Source organism: Bacillus sp. L381, from assembly GCF_030284525.1.
Taxonomy (GTDB): domain Bacteria; phylum Bacillota; class Bacilli; order Bacillales; family Bacillaceae; genus Bacillus; species Bacillus amyloliquefaciens.
This window is the reverse complement of sequence record NZ_CP127224.1, coordinates 377013-395327: the sequence shown is the minus strand read 5'-3', so window position 1 is coordinate 395327 and position 18315 is coordinate 377013. Positions and strand designations below refer to the sequence as shown.

Here is an 18315-nt window from a genome sequence, read left to right as displayed (position 1 = left end):
AATGACAATTAATGAAATTTTATGAAAGAAGGGACCTCTTTGAAGCGGGAATTCGTGATGCGCTGGACGTTTTATTTTGCCGGTCTGTTGATTTTGTCTTTCGGGGTATCTTTAACCATTAAAGGAAAAGCTCTCGGCATCAGCCCTTGGGACGCCTTTCATTATGGGCTTTTTCAGCATTTCGGGCTTTCCGTCGGTCAATGGTCCATCGTGGTCGGCGCGGTCATCGTCGCTTTAACCTGCCTGTTCACGAGAACGCTCCCGAAAATCGGCGCCATCTTGAATATGCTGATGATGGGAATGTTTATTGATTTTTTTTCATTTCTGCTTCCTGAAGCGCACGCTTTTTCCTTAGCGGCCGTGTTTTTTTCTTTCGGATTGCTGCTGATCGGCTGCGGCGTCGGTATTTACGTATCGGCCGGGCTCGGCGCGGGCCCCCGGGACTCTCTGATGCTGCTGATTTCTGAAAAAACGGGCTGGAACGTGCAATGGGTGCGGAACGGCATTGAACTGACGATTCTTGCCGCAGCCTGGACGATGGGCGGACCGATCGGAGCCGGAACCATTATTACGGCTGTTTTGACCGGGCTGATTCTGCGTTTTTCTTTGCCGCAATCCTCTAAACTGTTAACATATGCGATCTACGGGCGGGCAGCGTCCATTCATTAAGAACAAAGCCGAAACGGTTTTGTTTTTTTTATTGCCGGACAGCTTGCGTCTGATATGATAGGATGGTTTTGACAATATTTGCAGACGGAGGATCTGGACATGAAGATTTACGGAGTATATATGGACCGCCCGCTTTCTCCAAAGGAAGAGGATCGGATGATGGCGGCTGTGTCCGCTGAAAAACGGGAAAAATGCCGGCGCTTTTATCATAAGGAGGATGCTCACCGCACCTTGCTGGGCGACATGCTCATCCGCACCATTGCGGGGAGGGCTTACGGACTTAATCCGGCTGCGATTGTATTCAGCGTCCAGGAGTACGGAAAGCCGTATATCCCCGCGCTTCCGGACATGCACTTTAATATTTCCCATTCCGGGCGCTGGATCGTCTGTGCCGTTGATTCAAAACCGATCGGCATCGATATTGAAAAAATGAAACCCGGCACGATTGATATAGCGAAACGTTTTTTCTCGCCTTCAGAGTACAGTGATCTGCAAGCGAAACATCCCGATCGGCAGACCGATTATTTTTATCATCTGTGGTCAATGAAAGAAAGCTTTATCAAACAGGCCGGAAAAGGGCTTTCCCTGCCGCTTGATTCATTCAGCGTCCGGCTTGAAGAGGACGGCCGTGTGTCCATTGAACTCCCGGACGGACATGAACCTTGTTTCATCCGCACATATGATGCGGACGAAGAATATAAGCTGGCGGTTTGTGCGGCTCATCCCGATTTTTGTGACGGGATTGAGATGAAAACGTATGAAGAGCTGCAGTAAATGTTCGCCATAGAAAAAGGAGGGTGTCCCCCTCCTTTTTTGTCAGCCGGATATTTCCGCCTGTTTCTGCAGCTGCTTTGCTTCTTGATAAATTTCTTCAAACAAATCCGCGATGTGTTCTTCTTCAACGCATGAAAACGCGATTCGCAAATCCGTTTCATTAATGGATATCGTACCGATTCCTCTCTTTTCGAGCAATGACACTCTCAATTCGCCGGCGTTTATGTCTTTCAGCCGGACACACATGAAATAGCCTGAGTTAAACGGATAAGGCGTCCATACGTCTTTATAGTGTTTATTTTCTGCCAATACGGCTTTCACTTTGTCAGCCCGTTTTTTCATGATGTTATATTTCAGTGATTTTTCTTTCTCGTATTCCGGTGACTGCATCGCCCGCAGCATGAACGTTTGGGACGGGTGCGGAGCGCTGGAAATCGTTCCCCTGATAATTCCCTTTGTTTTTTCCTCAAGCACGCGCAGCGCTTTTTGGCTGTTGGTGCTGTACGTAATAAAACCGACGCGGAAGCCCCATGCGTAATTTTCCTTTGTGGCTCCGTCTATCTTCACGCAAAGCACCCTTTCATGCACTTGGGCGAGTTTGCTGAAGATGGATTCCTGAATGGCCGTTTCATCGTAAAACAAATTGTAATACGCATCGTCTACGAGTACGACAATCTCTTTACCGGCCTCCGCTGCCTCCAGAATCACGCTGACGATTTCTGACGCTTCCTCTTCCCCCGGCGTATAGCCTGTCGGATTATTCGGGAAATTCAGCACGACAATCGCCTTTTCTTCCTGCTTTTTCAGCAGCTCGGACAGACCAGCCGCATTAAAACGCCCATCCTGCTGAAAAAGCGGATACGTCTCAATAGATGCCTTGCGCCGGACACCGAAAATGAAGTTGTAATTTCCCCAATATTTATCAGGCAGAAGCAGCGTATCCCCTTCATTGACGAACAAGTCGGCGGCAATGCTCAGCCCGTGTGTCAAAGCGTTTGTCACGATCGGCGTGCTGATGTCTTTGCCGGCTAATGAAGGATTTTCGAGACGCATTTTTTTCAGCCATTCCTGTCTGAGCGGCTCTTTTCCCTGTGGAGGAGCATAATCGTAGATATCATCGGGGTTATAGGCGGACAATGTCTCTTGTATATGGGAAAAGTGCATGGACTCCCCTTGGGAAGTGGCGATTCCGATTGTGGCATTATACTTTCCGGCCTTGGCTTTCGCTTCCGCCGATTGCGTCAGCACCCCTTTCGGATAAAACAAATCTTTGCCCAAATCAGAAAGCATATGAAGCACGTGCGGGTTTTCTTCAGATAATGTTCTGTTCAGCTCTCTAGCTGCATCATTCATGTACGACAATCCCTTCAAAGTGATATTCCATTAAATCATAACATAAAATTTTTGATAAATGAGAAAACTCCAAGGCCGATTTTGTTACAAAAAACAGACAGCGAATGCTGTCTGTCATATTTTATAACAATTGGCCTGCAGTGCTCCTGTTAATAATCTCATAAATTCGTTCTGCCACTTTTTCAGTTTCACTTAATATGAACATGTGGCCGTCCGAAAACTCATGGAATATGGGATTTGCGGCCCATTTTTTCCATCCGTCCGCATCTCTGATACATTTATGATCCTTCTGCCCGTTAAAAATATGGACTGGTGATTGAATGATGTGAGAATCAGACGGGCGGAAGCTTTCAAGCGCGCGGTAGTCGGATCTGAAAGAAGGCAGGAAAAATGACATGACCTCTTTATTTTCCACCAACTCCTGCGGCATTCCGCCAAGCTCGATAATATGGGCGAGAAATTTTTCATCATCAAGATGAGAAACTTTTTTCCTTTCCGCATGCGGCGGCTGGATGGCTGAGATGATCACGGCCTGCGGGTAAATGCCTTCCCGCTCCAGCTTTTGCGCCAGCCTGAAAGCGACCATGCCCCCCATACTGTGGCCGAACAGCACAAACGGGCGGTCAGGACTGAGATTCAACTCCTGTTTGTACAAGCTGACGAGCTGCTCAAAATCTTCAACGGCGGACATTTGATTTGTTCCGTGTCCCGGCGGTTCCGCGGCTAGCATCTCACACTCACCCTGAAGATAGGTGTGGAGCGGGCGGAATGATGCGGAATAGCCTCCTGCGAACGGAAAACAGATGAGCTGTGTTTTTTCTGTCGTATCGAACGATTTAAAGAGCTGGACCATTAGCGGCTTCCTCCTTTTCTATCGTGAAGTTGTCAGCTTCAGATGTTCATTCCTTAGGAATTCGAGCAAATGTGCCGCATTCCTTTCAAGACATTCTCCCTGAAGCATTTCTGCGTGAGTGCCGCAGCCTTTTTTCACACGGTATTCACCTGTCGTGGCTTCCTCCCACGAAGCGAGCCACGGCGGCATCGCAAAGTCCGGTTCTGATGTTAAAAGATCTATATCCGCGTTGACCGTGCCGGTGCTGACGGTGTGCACAAAATAAGAATAAAATGCGTTTGTTTTTTTGGCGAGCCCTTCTTTGACGGCTTCGTTATTCAGCGCTTCATTGTCCCGGTTCACCTTCATCAGCGCCTGGACATCACTTTCTACGGTGCGGCCTTCCAAGTCGCTGACGCCTTGTTTTTTATAGGAATCCACCATGATCAGCCGCTCCACTTCACGGCCTTCGGCTTCAAGCCTTTTGGCGGTTTCAAAGGCGAGCGTGCAGCCTGCCGAGTATCCGAACAGCTTGATGGGCCCTTCCGGCTGAAGCTGATTGATCAGCTCAGCGTAGCGGTCGATACGGTTGTCTTCCTCGATAAAATCGAACGCACAGATTCTGCAGCCGGACAGCTGTTTTGCGAGCGGCTGGTACATCAGCCCGTAACCGAGAACCGGCGGGAACGCAAACAGTGTGTCAGACTGATTTTTATTCATGATTGTGAGATCTTTCATTCCTTTTTCTTCACCGTGAAGCAGAAAATCGGCAATGCGCGCGATTGTCGGCGCTTCGAATAACAGCTTCACCGGGATGTCCGTACCGAGATCTTTTTTAATGCGTGACGCCGCCGTCATCGCTTTTAAAGAATGGCCTCCGAGCGCGAAGAAGTCATCATGAATCCCGATTGATTCTGTTCCGAGCACCTCGGCCCAAATGCGGGCGATGCGTTCTTCCGTTTCGTTGCGCGGCGGCGTCTGGTCTTTGCCTGTCCGCTGCTTCGGCTCTGCTTTCGGCAGCAGACGTTTGTTCACCTTGCCGTTTGGCGTGAGCGGGAGTTTCTCAAGGATCGTGAATGATTGCGGCACCATGTATGCCGGAAGCTGTCTGCTTAAAAAGACTTCAAGCCCGTTCGTGTCAATTTCAGCGCTGCATACGAGGTATGCATCAATGTAAGCGTCTCCCGATTCATTGCGGCTGACAGCTGCAACAGCTTCTTTGACACCTTGATACGCTTGGATCTGCTTTTCAATTTCTTCAAGTTCAATACGATGTCCGCGGATTTTGACTTGATCGTCAATACGGCCGGCAAATTCAATCGTGCCGTCCGGGAGCCAGCGCGCCAAGTCGCCTGTGCGGTATAGGCGCTCACCGGACTTGAATGGATTCGGGATGAATTTTTGCTTCGTCAAATCTTCCCGGTTGAGATAGCCGTTTGACACACCCATTCCGGTCAGCGTCAATTCACCGACCGCTCCGAATGGCTGCAGCCGCCCTGTTTCCGTGAGAATGTAAGCACCCGTTTCATTCAGCGGCCTGCCGATCGGGACAGCCGACATGGATTCAGGAATGTCATGAATGGTATGAGCCGTTGCGAACACGGTCACTTCAGTCGGCCCGTACACGTGAATGAGTCTGCCCGGCCCCATGATGCGGAGCGCTTTTCTGACATGCGCCGCGGAAGCGCGTTCTCCGCCGAATAGGATATGCCGGAGCCCTTTCATCCACTCGCCGCCCGCGTCTGTCAGCACATTAAACAGCGCGGTTGTGACAAACATGACGGTGATGCCTTCTGAGACGATCAGCTCAGTCAGCTTTTCAGTATTCAAAATGGTGTCCTTATCCGCAATGACGAGCCTTGCTCCGTTTAAAAGCGAACCGTAAAAATCGAAGGTGAAACCGTCAAAGGCATAGTTGGAAAGAGAGAGCACCGTATCCGTTTCGGATATGCTGATATAGTTTGTGTGTTTGGCGATTCTTTGAATATTGGCATGTGTGGTCACATTGCCCTTCGGTTTGCCCGTTGTTCCTGACGTGTACATGATATATGCCGGCATATCGGCGCCGCCGGATGCTTCCGGTTCATCAGAAGGGGCATCAAGCCCGTCTTCTCCGTCAATGCACATCAGGCTTCCCGCATACGGCAGCTTCTCAGCTTCCGCATACAGCGCTTGATGCGTCACGATGCATCCGGCTTTGCTGGCTTCAAGCATGTAGGCGATCCGGTCTTCCGGGTACTCCGGATCGATCGGCAGGTATGCCGCGCCCGCTTTTAAAATGCCGAGAATTCCTGCGGCCATCTCACAAGAACGCTTTACAAACAAAGCGGCTACTGATCCTTTTCCGATTCCTTGTTTTTGTAAACGGTGCGCAAGCCGGTTTGATTCTTCATGAAGTTCCCGGTAAGTCAGCGTTGTATCTCCGGCTGTTACTGCCGGCGCGTCAGGATTTGCTTCAGCCGCCTGACGGAACCAATCCGTCAGCTTTTTGGCCTCGACAGACAGACGGGACGGATTAAGGTCTGTGACAAGGCGTTTCTCTTCGGCCTCATCTATGATATTCACCGTATGAAGGGGCGCTTCCGGATGCTGTACGATATAGCTGACGGCTGTCAGCAATTGCGATTTCAGCCTGCTGATAAACGCTTCGTCAAAAACACTTTCGTTGTAAGCCAGCTTGATCAGCATTTGTTCACCCGGCGACGCCATGACATTCAGATCGTAGTTTGATTTTTCAAAGACATGGACATCTTCCATTTCAAACCCGTTCTGCCGTGCTTCTTTGCTGTCAGCGTCTTGAAGCGGATAGTTTTCAAAGACGATGATATGATCAATCAGTTTCTGCTGGGAAGTCTGGCTTTGTATGTCATAAAGCGGGACATATTGATGCGGCTCTGACTCCAGCGACTGCTCCTGAAGATGTCTGAGCAAATCTTTGAAATTCATGCCGTCAGTGAGGCGGACCCGCTTCGGCACAACGTTGATAAACAGTCCGACCATATGTTCAACGCCTTTAATATCCGCGGGACGTCCGGACACGACTGTACCGAACATGACATCATCCGAGCGCTGATAGCGGCCCAGTATCAGGCTCCAGACGGCTTGAAGCGCCGTACTGAGAGTCGTATGCTGTGATTTGGCGAGCTCCGTGAACGCTTTTGTTTCCGCTTCGGGCAGGGAGAAAAGCAGTTCCTTCGGCTGATAAGCGGCTTTCTGTTTGTTTCTTTGCTCGGCGAACGTCGTCTGACCCTCGAAATCCGCCAAATAGCCGCCCCAGTAGCTGAGCGATGCCTGCTTGTCCTGTTTTTCTAGCCATTTAATATACTCTTTATAAGGCTTGACCGGTTTTAAACTGTAAGGCTTGTTTTCTCTTAAAGCATTATAAACTTGAAATAAGTCTTGAACGACCACGCCGAAGCACCAGCCGTCAAGCAGAATATGATGATAGCTCCATACCCATTCATAGCGCTTATCCGCTTTTTTGAAGACGGCTGCACGCATCGGAATGTCACGGGTCAGCTGGAATCCTTTCACCTTATCTTTCTCTTTATACTCATTGATGGCGGTCATCTGTTCGCTTTCAGAAAGATGTGTCAGATCGATTTCGTCAATGTGAAAAGTTCTTTTTTTCAGGACGACCTGCACCGGGCGTTTGACTTTTTCATGGATGAACACGGTACGAAAAATATCGTACCGGTCCACAATGACGTTCATGCTTTCTTCCAGCATCCTGACGGAAAAATCACCTTTTACTTTCATTGTCATTTGTTCGATGTAAAAGCTTTGGCCGGGATTCAGGAGAGTATGAAACAGCATTCCCTCCTGCATCGGCGACAAATAATACATATCCTGAACTTGATCCTTGCTGAATTGGCTCATCTGCTCCGCTCCCCCCTTCTGTTATCTGTTTTTATCACGTTAAATTCTCCTCAAGCATGTCAAAGATGTCTCCCATTTCATCCATCTCAAGATCCTTCGCGCTGAAATCGCTCGGCGTAAATTCTTTCTCCTCTTTGGCCGTGCAATGGCGGATGATCATTAAGAGATTGTCTTTAAACCGTTCTATCTGTGATTCAACGGTGCTTCTTTCATATTCCTCCTGATTGTATGAGCAGGAAATGACGAAGCGGCCGCCGGTAATCATACCGCTGAAGCTCAATGCGTATAACGCTTCTGACTCTTCGCTGACCTGACGCCCCATATCATATGGAGACGGCTCAAACCATTCGGTTTTCACCTCATTATCAAACTGCCCTAAGTAGTTAAAACTGATTTCCGGCGTGAAACTTTTTTCTGTTTCATCTGGTGACAGATATCGAAGAATTCCGTAGCCGACACCTTTATCAGGAACGCGCCTCACCGTCTCTTTTACCGTTTTAATGACAGAGGAGACGCCTTCCTCCTTGCTGACCTGCAGAATCAGAGGATATTGAGCCGTAAACCAGCCGACCGTACGTGAAATGTTGACATTCGGTATGATTTCTTCCCGGCCGTGTCCTTCTAAGTTGATGCCGACTTTACCGTTTTCCGTCCATTCACCGATCGTTAAGCCGAGTGCGCTGAGCAGAATGTCGTTGATTTCCGTTCCGTACGGATGATGAACATCCGTGAGCAGCTGTGCCGTTTCTTCCTCAGTCAGTTCACATTTCACGGCCGCCGTATGTTTGACGAGCCGTTTTTTCGTATCACGGTCTTTCGGCAGCCGCGGCAGCTGTTCCGCATCTGCCTGCGCCCAATAATCCGCCTGCTTCTTCAGCTCTTCTGACTGCGCAAACGTGTTCAGCGCCTCCGCCCAATCTTTGAAGGAGTGGGTTTTCTGCGGGAAGACGATGCTTTTTTGCTGCTGTGCCTGTTTATAACCTGAAGCAAAATCCTCAAGCAGTATTCTCCACGACACTCCGTCCACGACGAGATGGTGAATCGCGATTAAAAGATGATCGCCTTGTTCTGTCCGGTATTGCTCCGCTTTTAGCAGCGGGCCGTTCTGCAGATCAAGACTGCCCTGAAGATGATCGGCAAGCCGCTGGATCTGGCTTTTCAGCATATCCTCGTCAGTTCCAAACAGGTCAACGATTTCAAAGCTTGTCTTGCATTCACTGACAGGCAGGTATGTCTGAATGACGCCTTCCCTTTCTTCACGGTAGACCATGCGGAGTGCATCGTGATGTTCGATCAATGCTTGCAGCGTTTTTTCCACCAGTACCGGATCAAAGCCGTCTTTCGCATGAAGCATGACGGACTGGTTCCAGTGGTGTTTGTCCGTAAAGTTTTTCTCAAAGAACCAGCGCTGGATCGGCGTTAAGTCCGCTTCGCCTTCGACAGGGCCCTGATCGGCCTGCTTGCCTTCCGTCCGCTCCACATAAGAGACGAGCTCTTCGATGGTCGGATGCTGGAAGAGATCCTTCATCTCCAGCTTGTAGCCGTGCTGGTTCAGGCGGCTCGCCATTTGAATGCCTTTGATCGAGTCGCCGCCGAGCGTGAAGAAATTATCGCTTACGCCGATCTGATCAAGTCCGAGCACTTCCTGCCAAATGTCAGAAAGCAGCGTCTCCATTTCCGTTTCCGGCGCTTTGTATGCGGCGCTTCCCGCTTCAATGTCCGGATTTGGCAGGGCTTTTTTGTCAATCTTTCCGTTTGCGGTGACCGGAAGCTCGTCCATCTCCACCCAGAACGCCGGCACCATGTAGTCAGGAAGGATATCTTTCAACGCCGCTTTGAGCGCTTCGGTGTCCGCCTGCTGAGGCGCGACATAGGCGCAAAGCGCGGTATTGCCCGCTTTGTCTTCCACCGCTGTCACCGCTGCGTCATGAACACCCGCAAGCTGGGCGAGGCGGACTTCAATTTCTGAAAGCTCGATCCGGTAGCCGCGCACTTTGACCTGCTGGTCGATGCGGCCGATGTATTCGATGCCGCACTGCGCGTTCCATTTGACGAGGTCGCCGGTCCGGTACATGCGCTCGCCGGGCACAAACGGATCGGCGGTAAACCGCTTCGCCGTTTCTTCTTCACGGTTCAGGTATCCGCGCGCAAGCCCGCGGCCTGCCACGCACAATTCACCGGCAATGCCTTCCGGCTGCACCTGATCGCTGTCGCCGAGAATATAAGCTCTCGTATTGGCAATCGCCCGTCCGATTGAAAGCGAATCTTCCTCCGGATTGATCACGCCGCTTGTTGCGACGACGGTGTTTTCCGTCGGGCCGTAGTTGTTGACGATCGTGTACGGCTGTTTCACCGCCCGCTTCAGCTTGTCGCCTCCGACGAGAAGCATGCGGAGAGAGCTGTTGTCCAGCTCCATAAACTGTTCGGCCAGCTGCGTCGGGAGGAAGGTGATCGTCACGCCGTGCTCTTCGAAATAGTGATTTAAGCGGGTGATATCCAGCCGGATCGCTTCGTCAATGACGTGAAGCTCCGCGCCGATGGTCCACGTCGGGAACATCTCCCAGATGGAGGCGTCAAAACCGAAGCCCGCATATTTGGCGCTCTTATCGTCCGCCGTCATGGCGAATGCGTCGTGGTGCCAGAAGCACAGGTTCACCAGCGCATGGTGTTCGACCATGACACCCTTCGGCTGTCCGGTCGTTCCCGACGTGTAAATCATATACGCGAGGTGATCCGCCGTTGTTTCCGTCTGCGGGTTCGCTTCATCATTTTCATCAAGCGGCAGGCTCAGAATCGAGCGGCTGCCGTCAAGCAGAATCGTTTCTCCGGTGTAGCCGTCCGGCACATCGAGCGCTTCCTGCGTGAGAAGCAGCTTGGCGCCGCTGTCCCGCAGAATATAGCTGATACGTTCTTCCGGGTAGTCCGGGTCAATCGGCACAAATGCCGCGCCCGCTTTCAGGACGCCGAGTACGCCCGCGGCCATTTCCAAGGACGGTTTCGTCAAAATACCGATCCGTTCGTCAGCCTGGGCACCGCAGTCCATGAGGATGCGCGCGATGCGGTTCGCCCTTGCGTTCAGCTCGCCGTACGTACATTTCACGCCGTTGTACGCCACGGCCGGACGGTCTGTGTGGCGGGCAGCTGTTTCTTCAAAGAGACGGTGAACCGTTTTGTCCCGCGGCACGGAAAGTGTTTTTCCTTTCCATGCGTTAAGGAGGGCTTGTTGTTCAGCATCGCTGATCAGTGAAATCTCAGGCAGCTTTCTGTCAGGGCTTTCTGCCGCTTGCTTCAGAATTCGCAGGAAGCCGGCGCTCCACTTTTCAATTGTTTCTTGTTTAAACAGATCAGCCGCATATTCAAACTGAAGACCGAGGCCTTCTTGATCCGTAAAGCCGCCAAGCGTCAGATCGAATTTCGCCGTGCCTTGGTTCGACTCATATGGGGTGATCCGCAGGTTCTCCAGTTCCAGCGTTTCTTTATCCGGATCTTCTGTCGTCACCATAACCTGGAACAGCGGGTTTCGGCTCATATCTCTCGGCAGGTCAAGCTTTCCGATCAGATCTTCAAACGGATATTCCTGATGCGCCAGCGCGTCGAGGTTGGTTTGTTTCACCCGTTCGAGCAGTTCGGCGAAGGTCTGCTCTTTGCGCGTTTCATTGCGAAGCGCAAGCGTATTGACAAACATTCCCGGCATTTGCTGAACTTCGGCGCTCGTTCTTCCGGCGGTCACCGAGCCGATAATGATATCGCGCTGCCCCGTGATTTTGCTCAAAAAGACATGGAACGCGGCGTGAAGCACCATGTGAAGAGTCGCTCCCGATGCATCCATTAATTCACGCACCGCTTTTTCTGTTTCAATCCCCGCTCTGAAGCGGACGGATTGTCCTTTAAAGCTTTGAACCGCAGGACGAGGAAAATCGGTCGGCAGATTCAGTTCAGGAAGCTCGCCGGAAAACGCAGAGAGCCAATAACGCTCATGCTCTTTCATCCGTTCGGCCTGCTCGGGTTCATTCTGCCAGACGGCGAAATCTTTATAATGCAGGTTCGGTGCCGGAAGACTTCCGCCTTTGTAAAGATGGGCGAGCTCTTTGACCAGCATGCTTCTGGACACGCCGTCGGCAATAATATGATGCATATCCAAAAGCAGCAGGTGTTTCTTTTCATTCAATCTGACAAGAGCGGCTCGAATGAGCGGAGCTGCACTCAGATCAAAAGGCTTTATGAAGGCCCGAATGATAAGATCGGCTTTCTCTTCATCAGCTGCTTCAAGGATGTGCAGCTCGATGTCTGCCTGTTCTGCGATCCTCTGCATCGGCCGGCCTTTTTGATCGATAAAAGACGTCCGCAAAGATTCGTGGCGATTGATCATCTGATTGAGCGCTTCCTGAAGCCTTGAAATATTGACTTCTCCTTCCATCAGAAGAACGGACGGCATATTGTAGCTGATTGTGTCCCGGTCAAGCTGATTCAGGACGTACATTCGTTTTTGGGCGGATGATAACGGGTACGTGTCAGCGCCGCCGGCCGGCCGGATCATTCGATATCCCTCAGATACCGCCGATTTTTCGATATATGCGGCAAGCTGGCGGATAGTCGGCTGTTCGAACAGCGCTTTTAACGGAACCGTTTTGTCCAGTTCAGCCTGGATATTGGCGAGAAGCATCATGCCTTTTAAAGAGTGTCCGCCGTAATCGAAGAAATTATCGTCGATGCCGAGAGAATCCGCACCGAGTGTCTTTTGCCAAATGCGGCACAGCTTCTCTTCCAGCTCCGTTTCCGGCAAGGCTGAAGCCGCTTGCGCCGTTTGGCTTGCGCCCGGTTTCGGAAGGGCGTTTTTATCCGTTTTTCCGTTGGCTGTGAGCGGAATACGGTCAACCTGCACGAAATAGGCCGGAAGCATATGAGACGGGAGCGTTTCGGAAAGCCGTTTGCGAAGCTCGGAGCCTTTCAGGCCGCTGTCGGACTTATAGTACGCGCACAGTTCCGGCAGCCCGCCTTCGCTGACCGCGAGAACGACCGCTTCCTGAATGCCGTTTACGCTTAACAGTACGGTTTCAACCTCTTTTAATTCAATGCGGTAGCCCCGGATTTTCACCTGGTCATCCGCACGGCCGATAAATTCAATCGTCCCGTCAGAAAGCCTGCGGACGACATCTCCCGTTTTGTACATCAGGCTGCCCGGTGAAAAAGGATTGGGGAGAAACTTCTCCGCCGTCAGCTGCGGACGGTGGAGATATCCTCTGGCAAGCCCCTTTCCGGTGATATAAAGCTCACCGCTTGCGCCCGAAGGAACAAGCTGCATTGATCCGTCCAGCACAAGCGCACCGGTATTTGCGATCGGGCGGCCGATGACGGGGCGCTGCTCATATTGATCAAGCCGCTCCATATTGATCCGCCCGGCAATGGCACCGATCGTCGTTTCCGTCGGCCCGTAGTGATTGATGAAATCCGTGTGGGCGTATACGTCATGAAACTTGCGGACATCGGACGTAATGATTTTTTCACCGCCGAGCACCACTAAACGAAGCGGGCTGAAACGGCGTTCTTCAGCAAAACGGGCTGTATTGACGATCATATGGAACAATGACGGCGTCAGCTTCATATACGTAATGCCGTTTTTCTCTATATACTCACCAAGCTGATCAGGTGCGGTGTACGTCTCTTTCGGCACAATGTGCAGCTCGCCTCCCGCCTGAAGAATCGGGAACAGGGCCGTGTATCCGAGATCAAATGCGTAAGAAGACAGCAGCACGGATTTGTCAGCCTCAGTCAGACCGGCTTCACGGCTGAACCATGTGACATAATTGACCAGATTGCGATGCTCCAGCTGGACGCCTTTCGGTTTGCCCGTTGTTCCCGAGGTATAAATGATATAAGCAAGCTGACCGGCGCCGGGCTCCGTTTCGAGCCGATCGGCGCTTTCATTCCGCCATTCTCCGTCTTCCATTACGACCGTTTTTCCGTTATAAACGGCAGCCGCGGTCATATTTCTCTCATTGACGACGAGAAGCTTCGTCCCGCTGTCTTCCAGAGAGTAGCGGATTCTCTCTTCAGGCGTCTCCGGATCAATCGGGAGAAACGCAGCCCCGGCTTTCATGACACCGAGAATCGCGGTAATTAAGTCAGCCGAACGATCCATCATAATGGCAACGATGTCCTCGCTGCCCGCTCCGCAGGCCTGAAGGCGGCGCGCAAACCGGTTCGACTGTTCATCAAGCTCCCGATATGTCAGACTTGTTCCTCCCGCAACCGCCGTGAGATCAGGCGTTTTTTGCGCTTGCCGTTCAAACAGCGAAACAAAAGTGCCTTCAGGCAGGTCCGCTTCCGTACGTTTTTCATCAGAAAGGAGCGCTTCCCGCTCAGAAGCAGACAGCAGGCTTGCATCAGCCAGCTGAATATCCGGATTTTCGGCGCAGGCTTTAATCAGATTGACAAAATGACTGCTCCAGCGGCGGATTGTTTCGTCCGCAAATAAGGCTTTCGCATAATCAAAGCTCAATCCGACCTCTTCTCCGCGTTCAGCCGCTTCTAAAGAAAGATCAAATTTAGCGACATGATGATGCATGGAATATGAAGAAATCTGCAAATCACCGAGCCGCAGAGACGGGATCTCCATGTTCTGCATATTAAATAACACGCTGAACAGAGGACTCCGGCTTGTGTCCCTCGTTAACGGCAGTTTTTCAATTAATTCTTCAAGCGGATAGCTTTGATGCTCAAAAGCTTGAAGACTCGCCGTTTTCACCTCGTCCAGAAATTGCTTGAACGTTTTTTTGCCGGCAGGATGCGACCGAAGCGCAACCGTGTTGACAAACATGCCCGGCACCTCTTGGAGATCAGGATGCTGTCTTCCGGCTGCCGGAGATCCGACTATGATATCTTCCTGCCCTGAATATTTAGAGAGCAGCACTTGAAAAGCGGCTAACAAGAACATGTACATCGTCGTATCCGTATCAGCCAGCAATGTTTTAATCTGCGCCGTCACCTGCTTATCAAGTCCGAAAATGACGCGTTCCCCTTCAAAACTGCGCTCGGCAGGACGCGGGAAATCAAGCGGCAGGTCCAGCACCGGCAGATCGCCTTTGAACGTATCGAGCCAGTAAGCTTCGTGCTGATCCAGATTTGCTTTTTCACGCTGCCAGACTGAAAAATCTTTATAATGAATCTTTGGCGGCGCAAGCTCCGTGCCTTGATAAAGCTTCGCCAGATCACCGATGAAAATGCCCATTGAGCTGCCGTCCGTAATAATGTGGTGCATGTCAATCAGCAGAAGATAGCGGTCTTCTTCAAGCCGGATCAGCTTCGAACGGACGAGCGGCGCACGGTTGAGCGCAAACGGTCTGATAAAGGCTTTTGTCAGCTCTTCCGCATCTTCTTCCCGTCCCTCTGCGGTTTCCAGCTCAAATGACACATTTTTATGAATGGTCTGCACGACTTCTCCATCCGCCATGTCAAACGATGTACGCAGTGTCTCATGCCGGTTGATTAATGCCTGCATGGCCTCCTCAAGACGGTTTTTGTCTACCGATCCCTCCAGCAAAAGTACAGCAGGGACGTTGTAGCTCGTGCTGGCCTGCCCAAGCTGATTGAGGATATACATCCTGCGTTGTGCTGAGGAAACAGGATAATGCTTCTGATAAGGCGCTTGTCGGATCGGTTCAAACTGCTGCTCCTCCTCGCTCTCATGCTGCAAATAATGCGCAAGCTCCTGGATTGTCGGCTTTTCAAATAACACTTTGATCGGCACTTCTTTTTGAAAATGCTCCTGGATTTTAGCGGTCATCATCATGGCTTTTAAAGAATGTCCGCCAATCGTGAAGAAATTGTCAGTCACACCCGCTTTTACACCGAGAATGCCTTCCCAAATGTCCGCGAGTTTCTGCTCCGCTTCCGTTTTCGGCGCTTCGTATTCTTTTTGTACGGCGTCAGTCTGCGGCTCAGGCAGCGCCTTTTTATCAATTTTTCCGTTCGCCGTCAGCGGAAACTGATTCATCTGGATGAAGTGCGCGGGAATCATGTATTCAGGAAGTGATTCCGAAAGCGTTTTGCGCAGGTCTTCCGGCGAAAGGGCTTGGTCTGCTGTAAAGTAAGCGCAGATTTCATTTTCGTCCGCTTTGTTTTTCCGGATCACAGCGGCAGATTCCGTCACATTCTCCGCCTGGCTGATTTTCGCCTCGATTTCGCCGAGTTCGATTCTGAAACCGCGGACTTTTACTTGATTGTCAATTCTGCCGAGAAACTCGATCGTGCCGTCCGGAAGCCACTTCGCCAAGTCGCCCGTCCGGTATATCATTTCATCCGGTCTGAACGGATCACAGACAAATTGTTTCTCCGTTAATTCAGGCAGATTCACATAGCCTCTTGCCACTCCGCTTCCGCCGACGCACAGCTCACCGGGTGCGCCGATCGGCTGAAGATTGCGGTTTTCGTCCATAATGTATGCAGTGGAATTTCCGATCGGCTTCCCGATCGGGACAGAACCTTCATAGTCCTGATCAATGAGAAAACTGGTCGAAAACGTCGTATTTTCCGTCGGGCCGTAGCCGTTCCAAAGCGAGAGCTCCGGTGACGCCTTTCTTACTTTGCTGACGATATGCGGTACAAGCGCGTCACCACCGATGATGAGGTGCCGGAGCGTGTTAAACATACCCGCATCCTTTTGAGCAAGCTGGTTAAACAGCGGAGATGTCAGCCACATTGTCGTGATCCGCTGCTCTTTAAGAAATTGGGCGAATTGTCCGGCGTCAAGCAGCGTCTCTTTTTTAACCGGGTGCAGCGCAGCTCCGTTCAGCAATGCACCGAAAACTTCAAAGGTTCCGGCATCAAAGCTGACGGCTCCCGTTTGCGCCATCCGGTCTTCTTCATGAACCGGCACGTAATTCGAATGTTTGACGAGCCTGATGATATTTCTGTGTTCAATCATGACGCCTTTCGGTTTGCCGGTCGATCCGGATGTATACATGATATACGCCAGATCGTTTCCGCCTGAAGGGAGATTCAGGTCTGTTCCGCTTACCTTTTCATCCGCGCTTTCGTCCAGCATGATGACCGGAACTTGCAATGTGCCCGCTTGTTCTTGATAAGCCTGAACCGTCAGCACGAGCTGAATCGAGCTGTCTTCCGCCATGAAGCGGAGACGGTCCTCCGGAAAAGCCGGATCAATCGGCACATATGCGCCTCCTGCTTTTAAGACGGCAAGCATTCCGATAACGGTTTCCGCAGACCGGTCGTTCATAATAGCTGCGGTCCGGCCTTTTTCCAGTCCGTTCCCGACAAGATGTCTCGCCAGACGGTTGGCCGCTTCGTTTACTTCGCGGTAAGTCCATTCGTGTCCATCTTCTTTTATCGCGATGCTTGCAGGCGTCCGGTTTGCCTGTGCTTCAAACAAATGGTGAACGGCCTCCTCTTTTGGAAGCGCCGTTTTTGTATCATTGAATATTTCAACAATCTGCCGTTCTTCCTCGCCTGAAACAAGGCCGAGATCCCGCACGGGGGCATCAGGCGTTCCGACCGCCGCTTTCATCATGCGCGTCAGGTGATGCGCCGTTCGTTCGATGGCATCATGAGCGAAAGCCGCCCCGTTGTATTTGATTTTGACAGTCCACGTTTTTCCCGGATAAACGATGAGATTGAAATCAAAGCTCGTCTGCTCAAAAGCATGTTCAACTTTTATGGAAAAGCCGAGTCTTTCCTCCATGCCCCCGTTTTCGAGCTCTTTGTCCAGCGGATAATTTTCAAACGCGACCAAATGATTCAAGAGGCTGCCGTCCAGAGCGGAACGCTTTTGAATGTCATAGAGCGGCACATAATCATAGCGCTCAGCTTCCACGGCGTTTTTCTGAACTGCCGTCATCACGTCAGAAAAGGATGCTTCTTTGTCAATCTTGATTCTGACGGGAATCGTATTGATGAACAGCCCGGCCATTGTTTCAATGCCGTTGATTTCTGAAGGACGGCCTGATACGACCGTGCCGAATACTACATCGTCTGTATAGTTGTATTTGCTGAGCACCGCGCCCCAAACAGCCTGAAACAAGTTAGGCCCCGTGACTTGATGCCGGTTGGCGGTCTGCTGAATTTGCGCGACCAGCTCTTCATCCCAGACAAAAGAATATTCTTCATTTTGGTAGTCTTTCTTTTCTGATGCCAGACGGCCCGGGAGCAGGCTCGGCTGTTCGAAATCCGCCAAGCGGCTGCTCCAATATTGTTCCGCTTCATCATAATCCCGTCCTCCGAGCCATTTGATATAGTCAGAGTAAGGCTTGCCCTGGCTTCCCCCGGCGGGCCGGCCGGCACGAAGCGCTTCATAGTTTTGAAACAGGCTTTTCATCAAAACGCCCATACTCCAGCCGTCCATGACGATATGATGATTGCTCCAGACGAGATACAGCTCCTTCTCACTGAGTCTGAATACCGCCGCTTTAAAGAGAATATCCTTCGCCAGATGAAAGCCCTGCTGCTGCACATCGCGTTTATAGCGCTCTATATATTCGGTTTGCCGTTCTTCATCTAATTGACTGATATCTTCATAGTGCACCTTCGTCTTCCGCTCCGCCAATACGACTTGGCGGGGTTTTTGAAGCTGCTGGTGCACGAATACCGTACGCAGGATGTCATATGTCCGGATCAGCTCATTGACGCTTTTTTCAAAAAGCTCAAGCTGAAAGCATCCGTGAATCCTAAGCTCTAATTGTGTGAAGTAGGAGGAAGAATGCGGATCAAGCAGCGCATGATACAGCATTCCCTCCTGCATCGGTGTGAGTGCATACACCTTTTGAATCGATTTTTTGCTCATAAGTCACCTCTGC

Annotated in this window: 6 protein-coding genes; 2 read left to right on the top strand and 4 right to left on the bottom strand. The window is 51.1% G+C overall.

Features of this window, described 5'->3' with window-relative positions; genetic code table 11:
* The first annotated feature begins 39 nt into the window (after nt 1-39).
* A complete protein-coding gene (locus QRX25_RS01855) occupies nt 40-669 on the top strand; it encodes a YczE/YyaS/YitT family protein (protein ID WP_212100280.1) in 630 nt (209 codons plus the stop codon).
* Between the two features lie 99 nt (nt 670-768).
* Nucleotides 769-1443: a 4'-phosphopantetheinyl transferase family protein gene (locus QRX25_RS01850; RefSeq protein ID WP_115998228.1), complete on the top strand. Its 675-nt coding sequence runs from the start codon at nt 769-771 to the stop codon at nt 1441-1443.
* A gap of 42 nt (nt 1444-1485) precedes the next feature.
* Here QRX25_RS01850 and QRX25_RS01845 read toward each other — a convergent pair whose 3' ends face one another.
* From QRX25_RS01845 to srfAB, 4 genes are all read right to left on the bottom strand, one after another.
* Complete coding sequence (locus QRX25_RS01845) at nt 1486-2796, bottom strand: aminotransferase class I/II-fold pyridoxal phosphate-dependent enzyme (RefSeq protein ID WP_212100277.1); 1311 nt, start codon at nt 2794-2796, stop codon at nt 1486-1488.
* Nucleotides 2797-2917: 121 nt separating this feature from the next.
* Complete coding sequence (gene srfAD, locus QRX25_RS01840; RefSeq protein ID WP_212100274.1) at nt 2918-3649, bottom strand: thioesterase II family protein; 732 nt, start codon at nt 3647-3649, stop codon at nt 2918-2920.
* 18 nt (nt 3650-3667) lie between these two features.
* Nucleotides 3668-7507, bottom strand: coding sequence for a non-ribosomal peptide synthetase (locus QRX25_RS01835; RefSeq protein WP_212100271.1), 3840 nt, complete (start codon nt 7505-7507; stop codon nt 3668-3670).
* Between the two features lie 34 nt (nt 7508-7541).
* Nucleotides 7542-18302 (bottom strand): surfactin non-ribosomal peptide synthetase SrfAB, encoded by a 10761-nt coding sequence (gene srfAB, locus QRX25_RS01830; protein ID WP_212100269.1) that lies wholly within the window; start codon nt 18300-18302, stop codon nt 7542-7544.
* Between the last annotated feature and the right edge of the window lie 13 nt (nt 18303-18315).